Annotated in this window: 21 protein-coding genes; 14 read left to right on the top strand and 7 right to left on the bottom strand. The window is 70.4% G+C overall.

Going from position 1 to position 18,074, the window contains the following annotated elements; translation table 11 throughout:
* Positions 1-91: 91 nt before the first annotated feature.
* The 11 genes from E4T13_RS01955 (at position 92) to E4T13_RS01905 (ending at position 8,900) form a co-directional block, all read left to right on the top strand.
* On the top strand, positions 92-1,447 hold the full coding sequence (locus E4T13_RS01955) for a DUF1800 family protein (RefSeq protein ID WP_137176554.1): 1,356 nt from the start codon (positions 92-94) through the stop codon (positions 1,445-1,447).
* Positions 1,444-2,649, top strand: a complete 1,206-nt coding sequence (locus E4T13_RS01950) for a DUF1501 domain-containing protein (protein ID WP_137176553.1) — start codon at positions 1,444-1,446, stop codon at positions 2,647-2,649. Before E4T13_RS01955 ends, E4T13_RS01950 begins: the two co-directional genes overlap by 4 nt.
* 57 nt (positions 2,650-2,706) lie before the next feature.
* A complete protein-coding gene (locus E4T13_RS01945; protein ID WP_137176552.1) occupies positions 2,707-3,042 on the top strand; it encodes a hypothetical protein in 336 nt (111 codons plus the stop codon).
* A gap of 114 nt (positions 3,043-3,156) precedes the next feature.
* Positions 3,157-4,206 (top strand): tRNA preQ1(34) S-adenosylmethionine ribosyltransferase-isomerase QueA, encoded by a 1,050-nt coding sequence (gene queA / locus E4T13_RS01940; protein WP_137177659.1) that lies wholly within the window; start codon positions 3,157-3,159, stop codon positions 4,204-4,206.
* Positions 4,203-5,333, top strand: coding sequence for a tRNA guanosine(34) transglycosylase Tgt (tgt, locus tag E4T13_RS01935; protein ID WP_137176551.1), 1,131 nt, complete (start codon positions 4,203-4,205; stop codon positions 5,331-5,333). Before queA ends, tgt begins: the two co-directional genes overlap by 4 nt.
* Entirely contained in the window at positions 5,330-5,797 is a 468-nt protein-coding gene (gene queF, locus E4T13_RS01930; RefSeq protein ID WP_137176550.1) for a preQ(1) synthase, read from the top strand. The genes tgt and queF overlap by 4 nt, the downstream gene beginning before the upstream one ends.
* A gap of 38 nt (positions 5,798-5,835) precedes the next feature.
* The gene (locus E4T13_RS01925) at positions 5,836-6,096 is read left to right on the top strand and encodes a type II toxin-antitoxin system Phd/YefM family antitoxin (RefSeq protein WP_137176549.1); all 261 of its coding nucleotides are present in this window, start codon (positions 5,836-5,838) and stop codon (positions 6,094-6,096) included.
* Positions 6,000-6,515, top strand: coding sequence for a type II toxin-antitoxin system VapC family toxin (locus tag E4T13_RS01920; RefSeq protein WP_206030104.1), 516 nt, complete (start codon positions 6,000-6,002; stop codon positions 6,513-6,515). Before E4T13_RS01925 ends, E4T13_RS01920 begins: the two co-directional genes overlap by 97 nt.
* The gene (gene queG, locus E4T13_RS01915; protein ID WP_137176547.1) at positions 6,512-7,552 is read left to right on the top strand and encodes a tRNA epoxyqueuosine(34) reductase QueG; all 1,041 of its coding nucleotides are present in this window, start codon (positions 6,512-6,514) and stop codon (positions 7,550-7,552) included. The genes E4T13_RS01920 and queG overlap by 4 nt, the downstream gene beginning before the upstream one ends.
* Entirely contained in the window at positions 7,549-8,244 is a 696-nt protein-coding gene (gene queC, locus E4T13_RS01910) for a 7-cyano-7-deazaguanine synthase QueC (protein ID WP_137176546.1), read from the top strand. The genes queG and queC overlap by 4 nt, the downstream gene beginning before the upstream one ends.
* On the top strand, positions 8,241-8,900 hold the full coding sequence (locus tag E4T13_RS01905; protein WP_137176545.1) for a type 1 glutamine amidotransferase: 660 nt from the start codon (positions 8,241-8,243) through the stop codon (positions 8,898-8,900). The genes queC and E4T13_RS01905 overlap by 4 nt, the downstream gene beginning before the upstream one ends.
* A 64-nt stretch (positions 8,901-8,964) precedes the next feature.
* Here E4T13_RS01905 and E4T13_RS01900 read toward each other — a convergent pair whose 3' ends face one another.
* From E4T13_RS01900 to E4T13_RS01890, 3 genes are all read right to left on the bottom strand, one after another.
* Positions 8,965-9,933, bottom strand: coding sequence for a tripartite tricarboxylate transporter substrate-binding protein (locus tag E4T13_RS01900; protein ID WP_137176544.1), 969 nt, complete (start codon positions 9,931-9,933; stop codon positions 8,965-8,967).
* Positions 9,934-9,995: 62 nt separating this feature from the next.
* Positions 9,996-10,577, bottom strand: a complete 582-nt coding sequence (locus tag E4T13_RS01895) for an NAD(P)H-dependent oxidoreductase (RefSeq protein WP_137176543.1) — start codon at positions 10,575-10,577, stop codon at positions 9,996-9,998.
* Positions 10,577-11,014, bottom strand: a complete 438-nt coding sequence (locus E4T13_RS01890) for a cupin domain-containing protein (protein WP_240790950.1) — start codon at positions 11,012-11,014, stop codon at positions 10,577-10,579. The genes E4T13_RS01895 and E4T13_RS01890 overlap by 1 nt, the downstream gene beginning before the upstream one ends.
* Before the next feature lie 59 nt (positions 11,015-11,073).
* Here E4T13_RS01890 and E4T13_RS01885 point away from each other — a divergent pair, with 59 nt between their 5' ends.
* On the top strand, positions 11,074-11,655 hold the full coding sequence (locus tag E4T13_RS01885) for an NAD(P)H-dependent oxidoreductase (protein ID WP_137176542.1): 582 nt from the start codon (positions 11,074-11,076) through the stop codon (positions 11,653-11,655).
* Between the two features lie 4 nt (positions 11,656-11,659).
* On the opposite strand, the gene E4T13_RS01880 is transcribed toward E4T13_RS01885, so the two are convergent.
* The 4 genes from E4T13_RS01880 to E4T13_RS01865 are packed head-to-tail and all read right to left on the bottom strand — an operon-like array spanning position 11,660 to position 15,681.
* The gene (locus E4T13_RS01880; protein WP_137176541.1) at positions 11,660-12,988 is read right to left on the bottom strand and encodes a cytosine deaminase; all 1,329 of its coding nucleotides are present in this window, start codon (positions 12,986-12,988) and stop codon (positions 11,660-11,662) included.
* Positions 12,985-13,845: an ABC transporter permease gene (locus E4T13_RS01875; RefSeq protein ID WP_137176540.1), complete on the bottom strand. Its 861-nt coding sequence runs from the start codon at positions 13,843-13,845 to the stop codon at positions 12,985-12,987. Before E4T13_RS01875 ends, E4T13_RS01880 begins: the two co-directional genes overlap by 4 nt.
* Positions 13,842-14,642: an ABC transporter ATP-binding protein gene (locus E4T13_RS01870; protein WP_240790949.1), complete on the bottom strand. Its 801-nt coding sequence runs from the start codon at positions 14,640-14,642 to the stop codon at positions 13,842-13,844. The genes E4T13_RS01875 and E4T13_RS01870 overlap by 4 nt, the downstream gene beginning before the upstream one ends.
* A gap of 7 nt (positions 14,643-14,649) precedes the next feature.
* Positions 14,650-15,681 carry an ABC transporter substrate-binding protein gene (locus E4T13_RS01865; protein ID WP_137176539.1) on the bottom strand — a complete coding sequence of 344 codons (1,032 nt, stop codon included), beginning with the start codon at positions 15,679-15,681 and terminating at the stop codon, positions 14,650-14,652.
* A gap of 254 nt (positions 15,682-15,935) precedes the next feature.
* Here E4T13_RS01865 and E4T13_RS01860 point away from each other — a divergent pair, with 254 nt between their 5' ends.
* Together E4T13_RS01860 and E4T13_RS01855 are read left to right on the top strand one after the other, a co-directional pair.
* Positions 15,936-17,012, top strand: a complete 1,077-nt coding sequence (locus E4T13_RS01860; RefSeq protein WP_240790948.1) for an ABC transporter ATP-binding protein — start codon at positions 15,936-15,938, stop codon at positions 17,010-17,012.
* Positions 17,009-18,043, top strand: coding sequence for a PotD/PotF family extracellular solute-binding protein (locus tag E4T13_RS01855; protein WP_137176538.1), 1,035 nt, complete (start codon positions 17,009-17,011; stop codon positions 18,041-18,043). Before E4T13_RS01860 ends, E4T13_RS01855 begins: the two co-directional genes overlap by 4 nt.
* Positions 18,044-18,074 lie beyond the last annotated feature (31 nt).

Here is an 18,074-nt window from a genome sequence, read left to right as displayed (position 1 = left end):
ACAGCCCGGCGTCGCGGCGGCGTCACGCTTCGTTACCGCCGGTCGAACGCGGCCGCGGGCAGTACGCCTGACGGCATGCTAGGATGGTCGAGTGAGCACCCGCAGCCAGATCGCCCCGATCCGCTTCGGCCTCGGTCTGCGCCTGGGCGAAGCCCCGCCCGAGGACCCGCAGGCTTGGCTGCAGCGCCAGATCCTCCAGCCCGCCGACCCACCGCCCGGCCTGACCGCGACCGAGGCGCTGATCACACAGAACATCAACGTGGTTCTGCGCGACGAGGCCAGCGGTGTCGCGCGCACCCGCGCGCCGGAGCTTCGCGCCGCGCTGGAGCGCCACGGCGTTGCCATCCCCGACACCAGCCCCCTGCCCGCCCTGGTCCGGCGGGAGACGCTGCGCTGGGCGGCGCGACGCCTCAGCTCGCCCGACCCCTTCCGCGATCGCCTGGTGGATTTCTGGGCCAATCATTTCACCACAAGCCGCCGCGGCGGTGCGATGGCGACGCTGCCGGCGGCGCTGGAACACGAAGCGATCCGTCCGCATGTCACCGGCCGCTTCGCCGACATGCTGGTGGCCGTGACGCGCCACCCGGCCATGCTGATCTATCTCAACAACAACGCCTCCGTCGGGCCGAACAGCGCAGCGTCCCGCAACGGCCGGCGCGGCTTGAACGAGAACCTGGCGCGGGAAGTGCTGGAGCTCCACACCCTGTCGCCAGCCGGGGGCTACACCCAAGGCGACGTGCAGGAATTCGCCAAGATCCTGACCGGCTGGCGCGTGGCGGGCGACCGCGCGCCCTACGACTTCCTGTGGCAGCCGCAGGCGCATGAGCCCGGCCCGAAACATCTGCTCGGCCGCCGCTTCGAGGAAGGCGAGGGCAGCCAGGAAGCGGCGCTGCGCTTTCTCGCCGCCCAGCCAGCCACCTGGCGCTTCCTCGCGGCGAAACTCGCCCGACACTTCGTGGCCGACGACCCGCCGCCCGAGGCGGTGCGCGCGCTGGAGACGGTGCTGCGGGACACCGATGGCGATCTCGCGGCTGTCTCCCTCGCGCTGGTCAGCCTGCCGCAGGCCTGGGATCCGCCGCTGCGCAAGTTCCGCGCGCCGCAGGATTATGTCGTTGCCGCCTGCCGCGCGCTCGGCGTCACGGAGCAGCGGGCGGATCTGGTGATCGGGGGGCTGATCGCGCTGAACCAGCCGCTCTGGATCGCACCCCAGCCGAATGGCTGGCCAGACCGCATGACCGCATGGGCAGCGCCCGAGGCGCTGATGCGCCGGGTGGACTGGGCCTACACCGTGGCCGGGCGGGCGGGCGTCTCCGACCTGCCCGGGATCACCGCGGCCGCGCTCGGCCCCCTGGCCAGGGCCGAGACGGTCGGCGCGATGCGCGGCGCCGGCTCGATGCGCGATGCTGCCACGCTGCTGATCGGCAGCCCGGAGTTCATGTACCGATGAGCAACGCCCCGCGCGCGCATGCCTCCTTCTCCCTCGGCCGCCGCGGCCTGCTGCTGGGGCTGGGCACGGCCATGGTGCTTGGCGGGACCCGCGCCGCCTTCGCCCGGCTTCCGGGCGAACGGCGCTTCGTGGTGATCCTGCAGCGCGGCGCGATGGATGGGCTCTATGCCGTCCAGCCCTATGCCGACCCGGAGCTGCGGGAGATCCGCGCCTCCCTCGCCCTGCCCGAGCCCGGCCAGGAGGGCGGGCTGCTGGACCTCGGTGGCCGCTTCGGCCTGCATCCGGCCTTCGCCACCCTGCATGCGATGTATGCCGCGAACGAGGCGCTTCTGGTGCATGCCGTCGCCGGTCCCTATCGCAGCCGATCGCATTTCGACGCGCAGGACATGCTGGAGGCCGGCGCCGACCAGCGCCTGTCGAGCGGCTGGCTGAACCGCGCGCTCGGTGCGCTGCCCAACCCGGCCCAGGCACGCACCGGGCTTGCGGTGGGCACCAATGTGCCGCTGCTGATGCAGGGGCCCACCCCGGTCGGCGCCTGGTTCCCGCCGGGGGTTGAGCAGCCTTCGCCCGACCTCTATGCGCGCCTCGCCGCGCTCCAGGCGGGCGATCCAGCGCTCGGCACGCTCTTCGCCGAGGGGCTGCGGGCCCGTGGCTTTGCCACCAGCACGCTCGGTCAGCCCACCCGCGAGCCCGGCCGGGGACGGTTCCCCCAGCTTGCCGCCGCCGCGGGCAAGCTGCTGGCGGAGGCCGGCGGACCGCGGGTGGCGGTGCTGGAACTCGGCGGCTGGGATACGCATGTGGCCCAGGCGAATGCCATCCTCGGGCCGGTGCGCGCACTGGATGAGGGCCTTGGCGCGCTGAAGACTGCGCTTGGCCCGCAATGGTCGCGCACGGTGGTGCTCGTGATCACGGAATTCGGCCGCACGGCACGTGCGAACGGCAATGCCGGCACCGACCACGGCACGGCGGGCGTCGCCATCCTGGCTGGCGGCGCGGTGGCCGGCGGGCAGGTCAAGACGGACTGGCCCGGACTGACGGCGGACGGGTTGCTCGACAACCGCGACCTCCGGCCCACCGCAGACCTGCGGTCGGTGGCGAAGGCGCTGCTGGCCGGGCATCTCGACTTGCCGGGGCGCGCCGTGGCGCAGGCCTTCCCGAACAGCGAGAGTGTCCGGCCGATGGCGGGCCTGCTGCGCGGCTGAGCCGGAACCGCCTTCCGATGCGGCGCGTTGCGCTGCCGGATGGAAGGGGATTGCAGGGTGCCGGAACGCTTCACCGTCTATCGCTATCCGATCGAGCGTGGGGGGACGCCCCGCGAGCACCGCTACACCTTCGCGCCCATGAAGGGCGTTGGCTACGCGGGCCATGACGAGCCGTCGGACGCCCACCCCCGCGGCAACGAGCCCGCCGAGGCCGGCCAGACCTCCGCGGCGGGGCATGTCGAGGCGCCGTTGGGGTCCCGCATCGTCTCGCTCGAGCCGCCGATCCTCGAGATCCCGGGCCGCGGCAACATCGACCTGGATGCGGTGATCGGCACGACGGACGGGGAGGCGTCGGAACTCGGCCACCTCGTCCGCTGGCGCCCGGGCGGGTGACCGTGCCGCGGGGCTGAGCAGCCCCGCGCTGCGCCCGCTGGACAAGCCGGCGCGACAAGGCCACATGCGGCGGCCATGCCGGAGGCCCCTCCCCCCGTCCCGGCCGCGCCCAACCTGCGGACCGAGGATTTCGATTACGTTCTGCCCGAGCGGCTGATCGCGCAGGCGCCGGCGCGGCCGCGCGATGCCGCCAGGCTGCTGGTGGTGCGTGCCGACGGGCTCGCGGATCATGGCGTGCTGGACCTGCCGGCGCTGCTGGAGCCAGGCGACCTGCTTGTGGTGAACGACACGCGGGTGATCCCGGCGCGGCTGCACGGGCGCCGCGGCGATGCGCGGGTGGAGATCATGCTCAACCGCGCCGAGGGTGGCGGATTGTGGCAGGCCCTGGTGCGCAATGCGCGACGTCTCAAGCCGGGCGACCTGGTGGAGATCGAGGGCGCCGAAGGCTGCTCCGCGCGGGTGATCGAGCGCGAGGGCGGCACGGCGCTGCTGGATTTCGGCCCGGATCAGGCCGCGCTGGCGGCGGCGCTGGAGCAGGCGGGCGAGATCCCGTTGCCACCCTACATCACGCGCGAGGCTGGGCCGCGCGCCGAGGATGCGCGGGACTACCAGACCATTTTCGCCAGGCAGCCGGGCGCCGTGGCGGCGCCGACGGCCAGCCTGCACTTCACCGACCGGCTGCTGGCGGCGCTGGATGCGCGCGGCGTGCAACGCGCGACGGTGACGCTGCATGTCGGCGCCGGCACCTTCCTGCCGGTGCGCGAGGATGATCCGCGCAAGCACCACATCCACCAGGAATGGGCCGAACTGGACGAGGCCGCCGCTGCCGCGATCAACGCGACGCGCAGTGCGGGCGGGCGCGTGGTTGCCGCCGGCACCACAGCGCTGCGCGTGCTCGAGACCGCGGCGCGGACGAGCGGCACGGTCGCGCCCTTCCGCGGCCTGACAGACCTTTACGTGCTGCCCGGCTTCCGCTTCCGCGCGGTGGATGCGCTGCTGACCAATTTCCACCTGCCGAAATCCACGCTGCTGATGCTGGTCTCCGCCTTCGCCGGCATGCGCCGGATGCGCGCGGCCTATGCCCATGCAGTGGCGAACGACTACCGCTTCTTCTCCTACGGCGACGGCAGCCTGCTGTTCCGCTGCGAACAGGACCTGCCATGACCCTCCATTGGACGTTGACGACAACGGACGGCGCAGCGCGGGCGGGCACGCTGCACACCGCGCATGGCGAGGTGCCGACGCCGGTCTTCATGCCGGTCGGCACCGCGGGCACGGTGAAGGCGATGACGGCGGATGCGGTGCGCTCCACCGGCGCGCGCATGGTGCTCGGCAACACCTATCACCTGATGCTGCGTCCGGGCGCGGAGCGCGTGGCGCGGCTTGGCGGGCTGCACCGGATGATGGATTGGCGCGGCCCGATCCTGACGGATTCCGGCGGCTTCCAGGTGATGAGCCTGACCGGCCTCAGGAAGATGGACGCGGACGGCGTGACCTTCCGCAGCCATGTGGACGGAAGCGCCCACCGCCTGACGCCGGAACGCAGCGTGGAGATCCAGCACCTGCTCGGCGCCGACGTGACCATGTGCTTCGACGAATGCACGCCGCATCCCGCCACGCATGAGCAGGCGGCGCAGAGCATGCGGCTTTCCATGCGCTGGGCGGCACGCTGCCGCGAGGCCTTCGTGCCGCGCGAGGGCCATGGGCTGTTCGGCATCGTGCAGGGCAGCGTCTATGACGACCTCCGCGCCGAAAGCGTCGCCGCGCTGACCGGCATCGGCTTCGAGGGCTATGCGATCGGGGGGCTGGCGGTCGGCGAGGGCCAGGCGGAGATGTTCCGGGTGCTGGAGGTGACCACGCCGCTGCTGCCGGCGGCCTCGGCGCGCTACCTGATGGGCGTGGGAACGCCGGCGGACCTGATCGGCGCGGTGCGACGCGGCGTGGACATGTTCGACTGCGTGATGCCGACGCGCTCCGGCCGCACCGCGCGCGCCTATACGAGCCGCGGCGTGCTGAACCTGCGCAATGCGCGCCACGCCGACGATGCCGCGCCGCTCGATCCCGATTGCGACTGCCCCTGCTGCATGCGGCATTCCCGCGCCTATCTGCATCACCTGTTCAGGGCAGAGGAGATGCTCGGGCCGATGCTCCTGACCTGGCACAACATCCGCTACTACCAGTCCCTGATGGAACGCCTGCGCCGCGCCATCCTGGCCGGCCGCTTCGAGCAGGAGGCCGCGGCGATCGAAGCCGTCTGGGCCGAGGGCGAGGCCGAGAGGAAGGCCGCATGAGCATCAAGACCGACACCTCCGGCCTGACGATGCTGGGGCAGCACGTCGAGCAGCCGCGCTCGCCGGAGGAGGCGGTGCTGGAACGCGTTCCGAATCCGCATCCGGGCATGCGCTACTGCGTGCGCTTCGCGGCGCCGGAATTCACCTCGCTCTGCCCGCTGACGGGACAGCCCGACTTCGCGCATCTGGTGATCGACTACATCCCCGGCGACTGGCTGGTGGAGAGCAAGTCGCTGAAGCTGTTCCTGACCAGCTTCCGCAACCACGGCGCCTTCCACGAGGCCTGTACGGTGGGAATCGCGAAGCGGATCGTGGAACTGCTCGATCCGGAATGGCTGCGCATCGGCGGCTACTGGTATCCGCGGGGGGGCATCCCGATCGACGTATTCTACCAGACCGGGACGGCGCCGGAGGGCGTGTGGATCCCGGACCAGGGGGTGGCGCCGTATCGCGGGCGGGGGTGAGCCTGGAAATCTGGTCATTCGACGACCATAATCCGGGCATGAGCACGCATAGCGTCGCCGAGGCGAAGACCCATCTGTCCGGGCTGATCGACCGCGCCTTGCAAGGCGAGGAGGTCGTCATCACGCGGCATGGACGACCCGTCGTCGCGTTGCGCCCGGTCGGCGACGCGCCGGCGCGGATGTCGAATGCGGAAAGCCTTGCCTGGCTGCGTGCCAACCGCGTGACGGGCGGCGGAGCGGATCCGGAGGACGCGGCGAGCCTTGTCGGGCGCCTGCGCGACGACGAGCAGCGACGCTGAACGCCTATCTCGATACCAGTGTCCTGGTCGCGCTGCTGACCGAGGATGCCCTGTCCGAGCGCGCCGATGCGCTGCTCCAGCGTCACGATCCCGCGGTGATGGTCAGCGACCTCGCGCGCGCCGAATTTGCCTCCGTCATGGCGCTCCGGGTGCGGACGCAGCGCATGGACGAGAGCGCCGCGCGCGAGGCTTTCGCGAAACTGGACGCCTGGGTTGCGGCCGCCGCGCTGCCCGCGAAGCTCGAGAACGGCGACGTGCTGCTGGCCGAACGCTTTCTTCGGCGCCTGGACATGACGCTGCGGACCCAGGACGCCATGCACATCGCGCTCGCGCTACGGCTGGGTGCCTCCTTGGCCACCTTCGACGCGCGCATGGCGGGGTCGGCACGCGGACTCGGCGCAGTGGTGCTGGAGGGATGACGGCTTCCTCGCCCCGCGACCTGATCCGCGCCAAGGCGCTCGCCCTCGGCTTCGATGCCGTCGGCTTCGCGCGCGCGCATCTGGCGGAGGAAGTGCGGGAACGGCTCGCAACCTTCCTGGCCGAGGGACATCACGGCAGCATGGGCTGGATGGAAGCCCGCGCGGAACAGCGAGCGCATCCGCAGGCGCTGTGGCCGGAAGCCGTCAGCGTGATTTCGCTCGGCCTGAACTACGCGCCGGGGGACGACCCGCTGGCGACGCTCGCGCAGCGCGACCGCGCGACGATCAGCGTCTATGCCCGCAACCGCGACTACCACGACGTGGTGAAGGGACGGCTGAAGCAGCTCGGGCAATGGATGGTGGCCCGCTTCCAGGGCACCGGCATCAAGGTGTTCGTGGACACGGCGCCGGTGATGGAGAAGCCGCTGGCGCAGCAGGCCGGCCTCGGCTGGCAGGGCAAGCACACCAACCTCGTCTCCCGCACACATGGCTCCTGGCTCTTCCTCGGCGAGGTTTTCTGTACGTTGGCGCTGGAGCCGGATGAGGTTGGCGCCGATCACTGTGGGTCTTGCGATGCCTGCCTGCGCATCTGCCCGACGGATGCCTTTCCCGCGCCGTATCGGTTGGATGCCAGGCGCTGCATCTCCTACCTGACCATCGAGCATCACGGCCCGATCCCCGAGGACCTGCGCGCGAAGATCGGCAACCGCATCTATGGCTGCGACGACTGCCTGGCCGTCTGCCCCTGGAACAAGTTCGCCCGCGCCCATGCCGAGCCCGCCTTCGCCCCGCGCGCCGCGCTGCGCGCGCCGAAGCTGGCGGCGCTCGCCGCGCTGGACGATGCCGGCTTCCGCGCTCTGTTCAGCGCCAGCCCCATCAAGCGCATCGGGCGCAACCGCTTCGTGCGCAACGTGCTCGTGGCCATCGGCAACTCCGCGGACCCCGCGCTGCGCCCCGCCGCGCAGGCGTTGTGCGAGGATGCCGATCCCGTCGTCGCGGAGTGCGCGCGCTGGGCGGTGGAAAGGCTCGCGGCATGAGTGACACGGCGCTGGTGCTGTTCTCCGGCGGGCAGGATTCCGCCACCTGCCTGGCCTGGGCGCTCGACCGCTTCGGCCATGTCGAGACGATCGGCTTCGACTACGGCCAGCGGCACCGGATCGAGCTGGAGATCCGCACGGAGTTCCTCGTCTGGGTCCGCAACCACGCGCAATGGGCGCCGCGGCTCGGCGACGACCACCTGCTGACGCTGGATGCGCTCGGCGCGATCAGCGAGACCTCGCTGACGCGGTCCGTCGCGATCGAGATGGACACCGGCGGCCTGCCCAACACCTTCGTCCCAGGCCGCAACCTGATCTTCCTCACCTTCGCCGCCGCGCTCGCCTATCGCCGCGGGCTGAAGCACATCGTCACCGGCGTCTGCGAAACCGACTATTCCGGCTATCCCGATTGCCGCGACGACACGATCAAGGCGCTGCAGGTCGCGCTCAACCTCGGCATGGAGAAGCGTTTCGTGCTGCACACGCCGCTGATGTGGCGCGACAAGCGCGCGACCTGGGAACTGGCCGAGCGGCTCGGCGGTGCGCCGCTGGTCGAGGCGATCCGCGCGCATACCCATTCCTGCTACCTCGGCGACCGCACGCCGCGGCCTTGGGGCGCCGGCTGCGGCACCTGCCCGGCCTGCGAGCTGCGCGCACGCGGCTGGCAGGGCTATGCAGAAGGGACCTCATGAAGATCCTGATCCTCCGCAACAGCGAAAGCGCACCGGAAGGCGCCTTCGGCGCATGGCTGGCGGCCAGAGGCCATGACCTTGCGGTGGTGGGCGGCGAAGCAGCGGACGCCGCGGATTTCGACCGGGCGGAGGTTGTTGTCTCCTTCGGCTCTCCGCGCGGCGCCTATGAGACCGACATCCCCTGGATCGCGCGGCAGCGCACGCTGCTGGCGCAGCGCATGGCGCAGCGGCTGCCGACCATCGGCATCTGCTTCGGCGCGCAGATGATGGCAGTGGCGGCGGGTGGGAATTCCGAACGCATGGCGGATGGGCGCTTCTTCCGCGGCTGGTTCGGCATCGAGCACGCCGCGGATCCGGTGCTGGCCGGCCCCTGGCCGCGCTGGCATGGCGACGCCATCACCGCCCCGCCGGGCGCACAGGTGCTGGCGACCGACCAGGGCACGGTACAGGCCTTTGCCATGCCGCGTGCGATCGGCGTGCAGTTCCATCCGGAGGCAACGCCGAAGATCATGCAGGATTGGGCGGAGCGGTTCACCAAACCCGGCCTGGTGGATGCGGCGGCGCTGGCGGCGGAGAGCGCACGGATCTACCCAGCGCGCGAGGAAGCGCGCGCCGCTCTCTACGCTTGGATGCTGCGGCGCGCGACGGAGGGGTGAGGCCCCCACCCCGACCCTCCCCCGCACTGCGGGGGAAGGAGCAGAGGGCGCAGGACGTTGCGCTTCAATCCGGCTGGATGCCGCTGGCGCGGACGACCTGGCTCCACTTCGCCACTTCGGCGGCGAAGAAGCGGGCGAACTCCTCGGGCGAGGACATCACCAGCCTTGCCTGCTGCGTCTCCAGCATCACGCGCTTCACGCGATCCTCCTGCAGGGTCTCGCGCAACGCCGCGTTCATGCGTGCGACCATCGGCGCCGGCGTGCCATGCGGCGCGAACACGCCCCACCAGGCTTCCGCGATCAGGCCGGGGAAGCCGGCCTCGGTGGAGGTCTGCGTGTTCGGCAGGCCGGACAGCCGCTCCGGGCCGAACTGCAGCAGCGGGCGCAGCGTCCCGCCATTGATGTGCGGCAGCAGCAGCGCCGACGAGCCGATCATCATGTCCACCGTGCCGGCCACCGCGTCGTTCACCGCGAGCCCGCCGCTGCGATAGGGCACATGGGTCATCTTGATGCCGGCGCGCTCGCACAGCAGGATCATCGTCAGGTGGCCGATCGTGCCGTTGCCGGTGGAGCCGTAGGAGACACCATCCGGCTTCGCCTTCGCCGCGGCCACCACGGCGGCCATGTCGCGGAACGGCTTGTCCGCCTTGGTCGCGATGGAATAGGGCGAGCCCCCGATCAGCATGACGGGGTCGAGATCCTTCATCAGGTCGAAGGGCGGGTTGCGCAGCAGCGCGGAGATCGTCGCGTGGCTGTCGAAGGTCAGCAGCCAGGTCTGGCCGTCCGGGCGCGCCTTCGCCACCGCATCCGCGCCGATCGAGCCCGCAGCGCCTGAGCGGTTCTCCACCACCACCGTGGCGCCAAGGCGCTGCGTCAGGCCCGGCGTGACCAGCCGCGCAACGGCATCGGTGGACCCGCCCGGCGCGAAAGGCACGACGATGCGGATGGTGTTGCTCTGCGCTGCGGCGATACGCGGGGCGGCGAGTGCGACAGCCAGCGCACCAAGCGCGCCACGACGAGCGATGATGGTCATCGCGGTTCCTCCCTATGGTCGGGCGCACCTTCGCGAAAACGGGCGCCGACCGCAAGGCGGGGTCAGAAGCGCGCCATCTCCCGCCGCACCTTGTCCAGGAAGGCGGCGCAACGTGCCTCGGTCGCGCGGTTCATGTCGTACATCGCCAGATACTGCGCCTGCGCCTTCCAGCCGGTCAGCGCGCGCAGGTAGCGGGTGACCGCCATGCGCGGCGGATCGGCGACGAACACCGCGTTCCACCAGGGGCGGCCATAGGTGCTGATGCCGGCGATCTTGCGGATATGGCCGAAATTCGGCCGCGCCACGCCGTCCTGCAGCGTGAAGGACACGCCGGGGACGAAGACGCGGTCGAAGAAGCCCTTCAGGATTGCCGGCAGGCCGAAGGACCAGGTGGGATAGGACAGCACGAAGGCCTCGGCCTGCTCGACGCGGCGGATGTAGGATTCGCAGGGGCGGCGGTTCGCGGGCAGTTCATGATAGCCGCGGCGCTCCTCGGCGCTCAGGACCGGATTGAAGCCTTCCGCATAGAGATCGCAGAGATCCACCTCGTGCCCCGCCTGGCGCAGCCCCTCCCGCGCCGCGTCGCGGATGGCTGCGTGGAAGCTTTCGGGCAGCGGATGGGCATAGAGGTAGAGCACCCGCATCAGGCGCGGCCCGCGCCAGTCAGCACGGCGACATCCTCCGGCGCGAGGTCCACCGGGGTGCCGTTGCGGATCAGTTCGGCAAAGCCTTCGTTCGGCGCCATCAGCGTCAGGCAGTAGAGTTTTTCCGACGTGTCGTTGACCACGACGTGCTCCACCCCCGGGCGCAGCACGAAGGCGTCGCCGGGACCAATCGCCATCTCGGCGCCGTCCGCATAGGCCTTGCCGCGGCCGGCGAGCACGATGAAGCATTCCTCGGCGGCCTGGTGGGTGTTGGGCGGCGTGCGGCCGCCGGGCTCGAAGATCTCCACCACCAGCGTGAAGGAGACGCCGTCCTCCAGCGGGTCGAACAGGCAGGCGAAGTAGTTCGTGTCGGTCGGCGCGATGCGGAAGCCGCGCAGGTCCTTCGCGCGCTTGCCGATCACCGGGGCGGTCATCATCGCGGCACACTCCTGCCAATCGGTTGCGTTCGCGGCACGGCCGTTGCTAACCCTGGACCATGCACATCCTGATGGTCTTCGCGCATCCGCGCGCCGACAGCCTGTCCGCCGCGCTGCGCGACGCGGCGAAGGCCGCGCTGGAAGCCCGCGGGCATACGGTGGAGCTGCGCGACCTCTATGCCGAGGGCTTCCGGCCGGAGCTGACGGCGGACGAATTCGTCAGCTTCCGCGACGGGCGCGGCGAGCTGGACGGGGTGGAGGACCATGTCGCCGCGCTGCGCCGGGCGGAGGCGCTGGTGCTGGTGCATCCCACCTGGTGGTACGGCATGCCCGCGATGATGAAGGGCTGGTTCGACCGTATCTGGGCGCCGGGCGTCGCCTTCAGGATCGGGCCGGGCGCGATCGAGCCGCTGCTGACCAACATCCGGCGCATCGCCGTGGTCACCACCTATGGCTCGCCCACCTGGCTGCTGTGGCTGATCGGGCGGATCGACCGCAAGCTGGTCGGGCGCGGCATCGCGCGGCTTTGCGCCAGGGGCTGCAAGGTGGAATGGCTGAGCCTGACGCGCATGGACCATCGCACGCGCGAGGAATGCGCCGCCTTCGTGCAGCGCGTCGGCGCCCATTTCGCAAGGTGGTAGGCGGCTAGCCGGCGACACCCACCACCGCGTCCAGCTCGCGCCAATGCGGCGCCGTCGCCTCCAGCACGCGTCCGTCGCGCAGCACCACGCGATCCGCCTGCGGGCGGGAGAGCAGTTCCGTCATGAAGCGCGCGGAATACAGGATCAGGTCCGCCGGCGCGCCGGCGGCGATCAGCCCCCTGCCCTTCAGGCCCATCGCCTCGGCGGGGTTCGCTGTGGCGGCGCGATACCAGTCGCCGAAGGGGTGATCGAGGTGCAGGATGCGCGTCGCTTCCCGGAACACCTCGGTCATGTCGAGGTCGCCATAGGCGTAGAAGGGATCGCGTGTGTTGTCGGAGGCGACGGAGACGCGAATACCGGCGGCGCGCATCTCATGCACCAGCGTCACGCCGCGCCAGCGCGGCGTGCGGCCGGGAACGCGGTCCTGCAGATACATGTTGCACATCGGCAGCACGACGATGTCGATGCCGGCCTCGGCCACGCGAGCGATGGTCTCGCGCGCGAAATCCTCGGGCTGGATCGCCAGCGAACAGCAATGGCCGCACTGGATGCGGCCCTTGAACTTCCGCTTCAGCGCGGTCAGCGCGATCTCCCGCAGGGCGCGCGCGCCGGTCTCGCCGCTCTCGTCGACATGCAGGTCGAGGTCGAGCCCGCGCTCCTCCGCCAGCGCGAAGAAGGTGTCGAGCTCCTGCTGGAAGCCAGGCGGCAGGTCGTCATGGATGCCGCCGGAGGGGCGGGTGACCATCCCGAGCACGCCGCCCGAGGAGGCGACGAGATCGGCCAGCGCCTTGCCATCCGGCCCCGAGAAGCGGTCCAGCGGGCAGATCGAGGACATCTGGATCGCGATGCGCCCGGCCCAGGCGTCGCGCAATTCGCGCATCACGCGCCAAGTGACCAGGCCATGCGGCAGGTAGGTGTCGAGATGCGTGCGGATCGCAACCGTGCCGTATGCGTAGGCGCAGCGCAGCGCGAAATCGGCACGGGCGCGGATGTCCGCCTCGCTCCAGGCGGCGCCGCGATCGGACATCACGGCGGTCAGCGCGCCGATGAAGGTGCCCTCGGGGTTGCGGGTGCGCGGCCAGATATGGCCCTTGTCGAGATGGGTGTGCGCATCGAGCGGCGCCGGCCAGACCTGGCCGCCGCGCAGGTCGACGCCATCGGGCGCGCTGCCTGCCGGCGCCACCGCCGTGACCTTGCCGTCCTCGATGCGGATATCCACGCGGACCAGCCCATCCTGGTCGCGTTCGGCGTCCAGCCCCGGCACCAGCACGCCCGGTGCGCGCGCATCGCGCAGCCAGTATCGGCTGCCCGCAGCCGCAAGAAATTCCTTCAACGGCGTTCCTTCATCGCGCTCTCGTGCCAGTGGCGCAGCGCCAGGTGCGAGACCAGTGTCATCGCCAGGAATATGGCGATGCCCGTCAGCGAGATCAGCACCAGCGCCGCGAACATCCGGGGGATCTGCAGATTGTAGCCGGATTCCAGGATGCGGTAGGCGAGCCCGGAGGCCCGCCCGCCGGTGCCGGCGACGAATTCCGCGACGATCGCCCCGATCAGCGCAAGCCCGCCGGAGATGCGCAGGCCGCCCAGGAAATAGGGCATCGCCGTCGGCAGCCGCAGGCGCATCAGCACCTGCCAGCGGCTGGCGCGATACAGCCGGAACAGGTCCTGCAAATTGTGGTCGGCGCTGTTCAGGCCGAGGGTCGTGTTCGACAGGATCGGGAAGAAGGCGACGATCCAGGCACAGATCAGCAGCGCGATGCGGATGTCGTCCACCCAGATGATGATCAGCGGCGCGATGGCGACCACGGGCGTGACCTGCAGGATCACCGCATAGGGGAACAGAGAAAGCTCGATCACGCGGGACTGCGCGAAGAGCACGGCCAGCGCCAGGCCGAGGAGCGCCGCCACGAACAGTGCCGCGAAGGTGATCTGCAACGTGATCCAGAGCGAGATGGACAGGGTATGCCAGTCCCGCACCAGCGTCTGGCCCACTTCGATCGGGCCCGGCAGGATGTAGCTTGGCACGCCATTCGCGCGCACCGCCCACTCCCAGCCGCCCAGCGCGATCACGCCGATGGCCAGCGGCATCAGGATGCGCAGCCAGGCATCGGCGGTCAGGCCGAGGATCGTGCGCTCCCGCGCCTCCTGCGGCGCGTCGGCGACTTCGTTGGCGGAAACCGAGACGCTCATTCGCCCATCGCCCTGTGCAGCGCGTCCGACACCTCGCGGCAATGCGCCGCGTATTCCGCGGAAGTGCGGAACACCTCGCCGCGCGGATAGGCGGCGTTCACCTCGATATCCTCCACCACCCGCCCCGGCCGGGCCGCCATCACGACGATGCGGCGCGAGAGGTAGACGCTCTCGAACACCGAGTGGGTCACGAAGATCGCGGTGAACCGCTCCGCCTGCCACAGCGTCAGCAGGTCGTTGTTCAGGCGGTGGCGGGTGATCTCGTCCAGCGCCGCGAAGGGCTCGTCCATCAGCAGCAGGCGGGGCTTCGTGACCAGCGCGCGGGCGATGGAGACGCGCATCTTCATGCCGCCCGACAGGGCGCGCGGATAGGCCTTCTCGAAGCCCTTGAGCCCGACCTCGGCCAGCGCGGCCGCGGCGCGGTCCGCCGCCTCGCCGCGGTTCATCCCGGCCAGGCGCAACGGCAGCATCACGTTCTTCAGCGTGTTGGACCAGGGCATCAGGGTCGGCTCCTGGAAGACGAAGCCCACATCGCCCGTGGCCTCGCCCCCGGCGGCCATGCCGATGCGCCCGGCCGTCGGCGCGATCAGCCCCGCGACCATGCGCAGCACGGTGGACTTGCCGCAGCCGGACGGTCCGAGCAGGGAGACGAAGTCCCCCTGCCCGATCGCCATGTCCACGCCCTGCACCGCCAGCGTGCCGTTGGCGTAGCGCTTCACCACGCCATCCAGCGTCACCACCGGCGGCCCGGCCTTCACGCCGGCGAGCATCGCGCCATCCATCGCGTCCACCGCCACGCAGCGATCAGGTGAGGCCGACGCGCTTGTTGACGAAGTCCAGGCTGTAGGCCCGCTTCACGTCCATCCCGGCGGGATAGAGGCCGACGTCGCGCATCGTCTCGTAGAAGGTCTGCCACCGCGCCTCGGTCATGGCGCCAATGCCGAGCGTCAGCGCGTCGCCGGAGCGGACGATGCCGTTCTCGTTCATGACGCGGATCGCATAGGCGATCTTCGCGTCGGTCATCTCGGGGTTGTCGCGCTTGATCAGGGCGTTCGCTGCCTCGATGCCCTGGCCGGTCATGTACTGCGTCCAGCCCTCGACGGTGGCGTTCACGAAGCGCTGCACCACGTCGCGCTTCTCGGTCACCATGCGGCGCGAGATGTCGATGGTCGTGTTGTAGTTGTTGTAGCCGGCATCGGCGATCAGGAAGACCTTGGGTCGCGCGCCGGCCTCGATCGCCGCAAAGGGCTCGGAGGAGAGGAAACCCTGCTGGATCGCCATCCGGTCGGCCATGAAGGGGCCGATGTTGAAGGTGTAGGGACGGATCTGCTCGTCTGTGAAGCCGAACCGGCGCCGCAGGAACGGCCAGTAGGTGGTGCGGCCGGAAGCGCCGACCAGGACGGGGCGCCCCTTCATGTCCTCGAAGGAGTTGATGCCGTTGCCCTCATGCGTCATCAGGATCTGCGGATCCTTCTGCATGATGGCGCCGATCGTCATGAAGGGCAGGTTCTCGCGCACGTAGTTCAGCGCCTGGAACCCGTTCGACATGATCATGTCCACGCGGCCGGCAAGCAGCAGCTGGGCAGGGTTCTGCTGCGGCCCGCCCATCCGCACCTCGACGTCCAGGCCGTGGCGACGATAGATTCCGGCGGCGACACCCTGGTAGTAGCCGCCATGTTCGGCCTGCGCCCGCCAATTGGTCTGGAACGACACCTTGTCGAGGCTCTGTGCCACCGGCACGCGTGCGCCGGGCACGGCGGCCAGTACGAAGGCGGCGCCGCCGCCCAGCAGGGCGCGTCGTTCGATCCTGTATCGGGTGCGGTTGGTGGTGCCCATGTCGGTGGTTCCTCCGTCACGTCTACGGCCACGCGCCGCCCGGCGCGGCACGCCCCTGCCCATCGGCAGCCGGCCTCGGATCAGCAAGGCTTGTGCCAGGGTCGCGCCCGGCAGAGCGACGGCATAGCCCGCCCAGCCACCGCCGCGAAAGCGGGCAGTCGCGAAAAAATTAGGCAGCCGATGGTGCCGGGCGGCCGGGAAATGTCTGAACGGGCTGGTAGGCGGATGGCACCGCGTTTGCCTAGTCTGCCGAGGTGCAAGCTTCCCCTCATCTCCGGCTCGATGCCCTCGTCAAGCGCTATGGCGCCATGGCCGCCGTGGATGGCGTCTCGCTCGACGTCGCGCGCGGCGAGTGCATCGCGCTGCTCGGCCCGTCCGGCTGCGGGAAAACCACCACGCTTCGCCTCGTCGCCGGCTTCATCGCCCCCGACTCGGGACGAATCCTGGTCGGCGGCCGCGCTGTGGAGCGCGACCCGCCGCATCGCCGGCAGATGGGCATGGTGTTCCAGAACTATGCGCTGTTCCCGCACCTGACCGCGGCCGGAAACGTCGCCTTCGGGCTCGAGATGCGCAACCTTTCGCGGGCCGAACGCGACCAGCGCGTGGCGGAAGCGCTGGCCATGGTCGGGCTCGGCCACCTGGCGGAGCGCTACCCCGCGCGCATGTCCGGCGGGCAGCAGCAGCGCGTGGCGCTGGCGCGTGCGCTGGTGATCCGCCCGGAGCTGCTGCTGCTGGACGAGCCGCTGTCCAACCTCGATGCCGGATTGCGCGTGGAGATGCGCGAGGAGATCGCGCGGCTGCGCGCCCAGGCCGGCATCACCACGCTGTTCGTGACGCACGACCAGGAGGAAGCGCTGGCGCTGGCCGACCGCGTGGCGGTGATGGATCGCGGGCAGATCGTGGAATGCGCGACACCGGCCGAACTTACCGAACGGCCACGCCACGTCTTCACCGCGCGCTTTCTCGGCGCGCGAAGCGTGCTGGAGGGCCGTGCGGAATCCGGCAGCTTCCGAGCGGCGGGCCTGCCGCCGGTGCCCGTGCCCGCCGGCTCCCGGCCGTCGCATCTCGTGCTCCGGGCCGCACGGCTGCTGCTGATTCCCGCTGGCGCGACGGCCGACGCGCCGCTGCTTGCACCGGCCCGCATCGAGGCCGCGACGCGGCTGGACGATGCCGTGCATTATGAGGTTGCACTCGGCCCGCACCGCCTGCGCGTGCGCCGCCCGACATCCGAACCGGCCTTCGCGCCGGGCGCCGAGGTCACGCTCGTCGCGCCAGCCGACGCCATGAGCTGGATCGAGGATTTTTCGTCCGTTTCAGGAGAAGCAGCATGAGCACTTCACGTCGCGCCCTGCTGGGCGCAGCGCTGGCCACGCCCGCGCTGTGGGGCAAGGACGCCGTCGCACAGATCCGCCGCGGCGACGAGCTGACCGTCGGCGTCTGGGGCGGCGTGCAGGAACGCATCGTCCGACAGTATTGCGGCGCGCCGCTGGAACAGCAGCACGGCGTGAAGATCAACTACGTGCTGGGCGGCACCACGGAGCGCCGCGCCCGCGCCTATGCCGAACGCGGCCGCCCGAGCTTCGACATCCTCTACCTCAACATCTCCGAAAGCCGCCAGGCGGTGCGCGACGGCGTGACGCAGGCACCGACCGCCAACGTGCCGAACTTCGCCAACCTGTATCCGCTGGCGCGGCAGGGCGGCTACGGCGTGGCCTTCAATCCGGTGACGGTGGTCTATGACCGCCGCGCGGTCGCCTCGCCGATGACGTCGTGGAAGGATTTCTGGCGCGACGACCTGAAGGGCAAGGTGATCTGGCCGACCTATCCGGGCGCGCAGGGCACCTCCGCGCTGCTGATGTCGGCGAAGATCTTCGGCGGCAGCGAGCGCAATATCGACCCGGCCTTCGAGAACATCGCGAAGCTGAAGCCCTTCGCGGCGATCCAGGGCAGCCAGGACCAGCTCTACGGCATGTTCGACAGCGGCGTGGGCGCCGCCAGCGTCGAGTTCGGCAGCTTCACCCGGAAATACGCCGAGACGCGCAACCCCAACGTGGTCGTCGCCGACCCGGTCGAGGGCCAGGTCGTGGCGATGAATGTCGCCTGCATCACGACCGGCTCGAAGAACCAGGCGCTTGCCGAGGCCTGGGTCAACCTGCATCTCTCCCCGGCATGCCAGCAGGCCTATGCCGAGCAGATCTACTACAGCCCCACGATCACCAACCTGACGCTGCCGGCCGATCTCTCGGCGAAGCTCGTGATGGGCGAGGAAGCGGTGAAGAAGCTGGTGGATTTCGACTGGGCCGTGGTGTCGCAGAACGAGCCGCGCTGGTCCTCCCGCTTCACGCGCGAGATCGCGGGCTGATCGGATCGCAACCCTCCCCGCCGCGGCGGGG

Origin of the sequence: Roseomonas sp. AR75 (assembly GCF_005222815.1) — a bacterium.
GTDB lineage: Bacteria > Pseudomonadota > Alphaproteobacteria > Acetobacterales > Acetobacteraceae > Falsiroseomonas.
The sequence above is the reverse complement of the archived record's forward strand: the minus strand, read 5'-3'. Positions and strand labels throughout refer to the sequence as shown.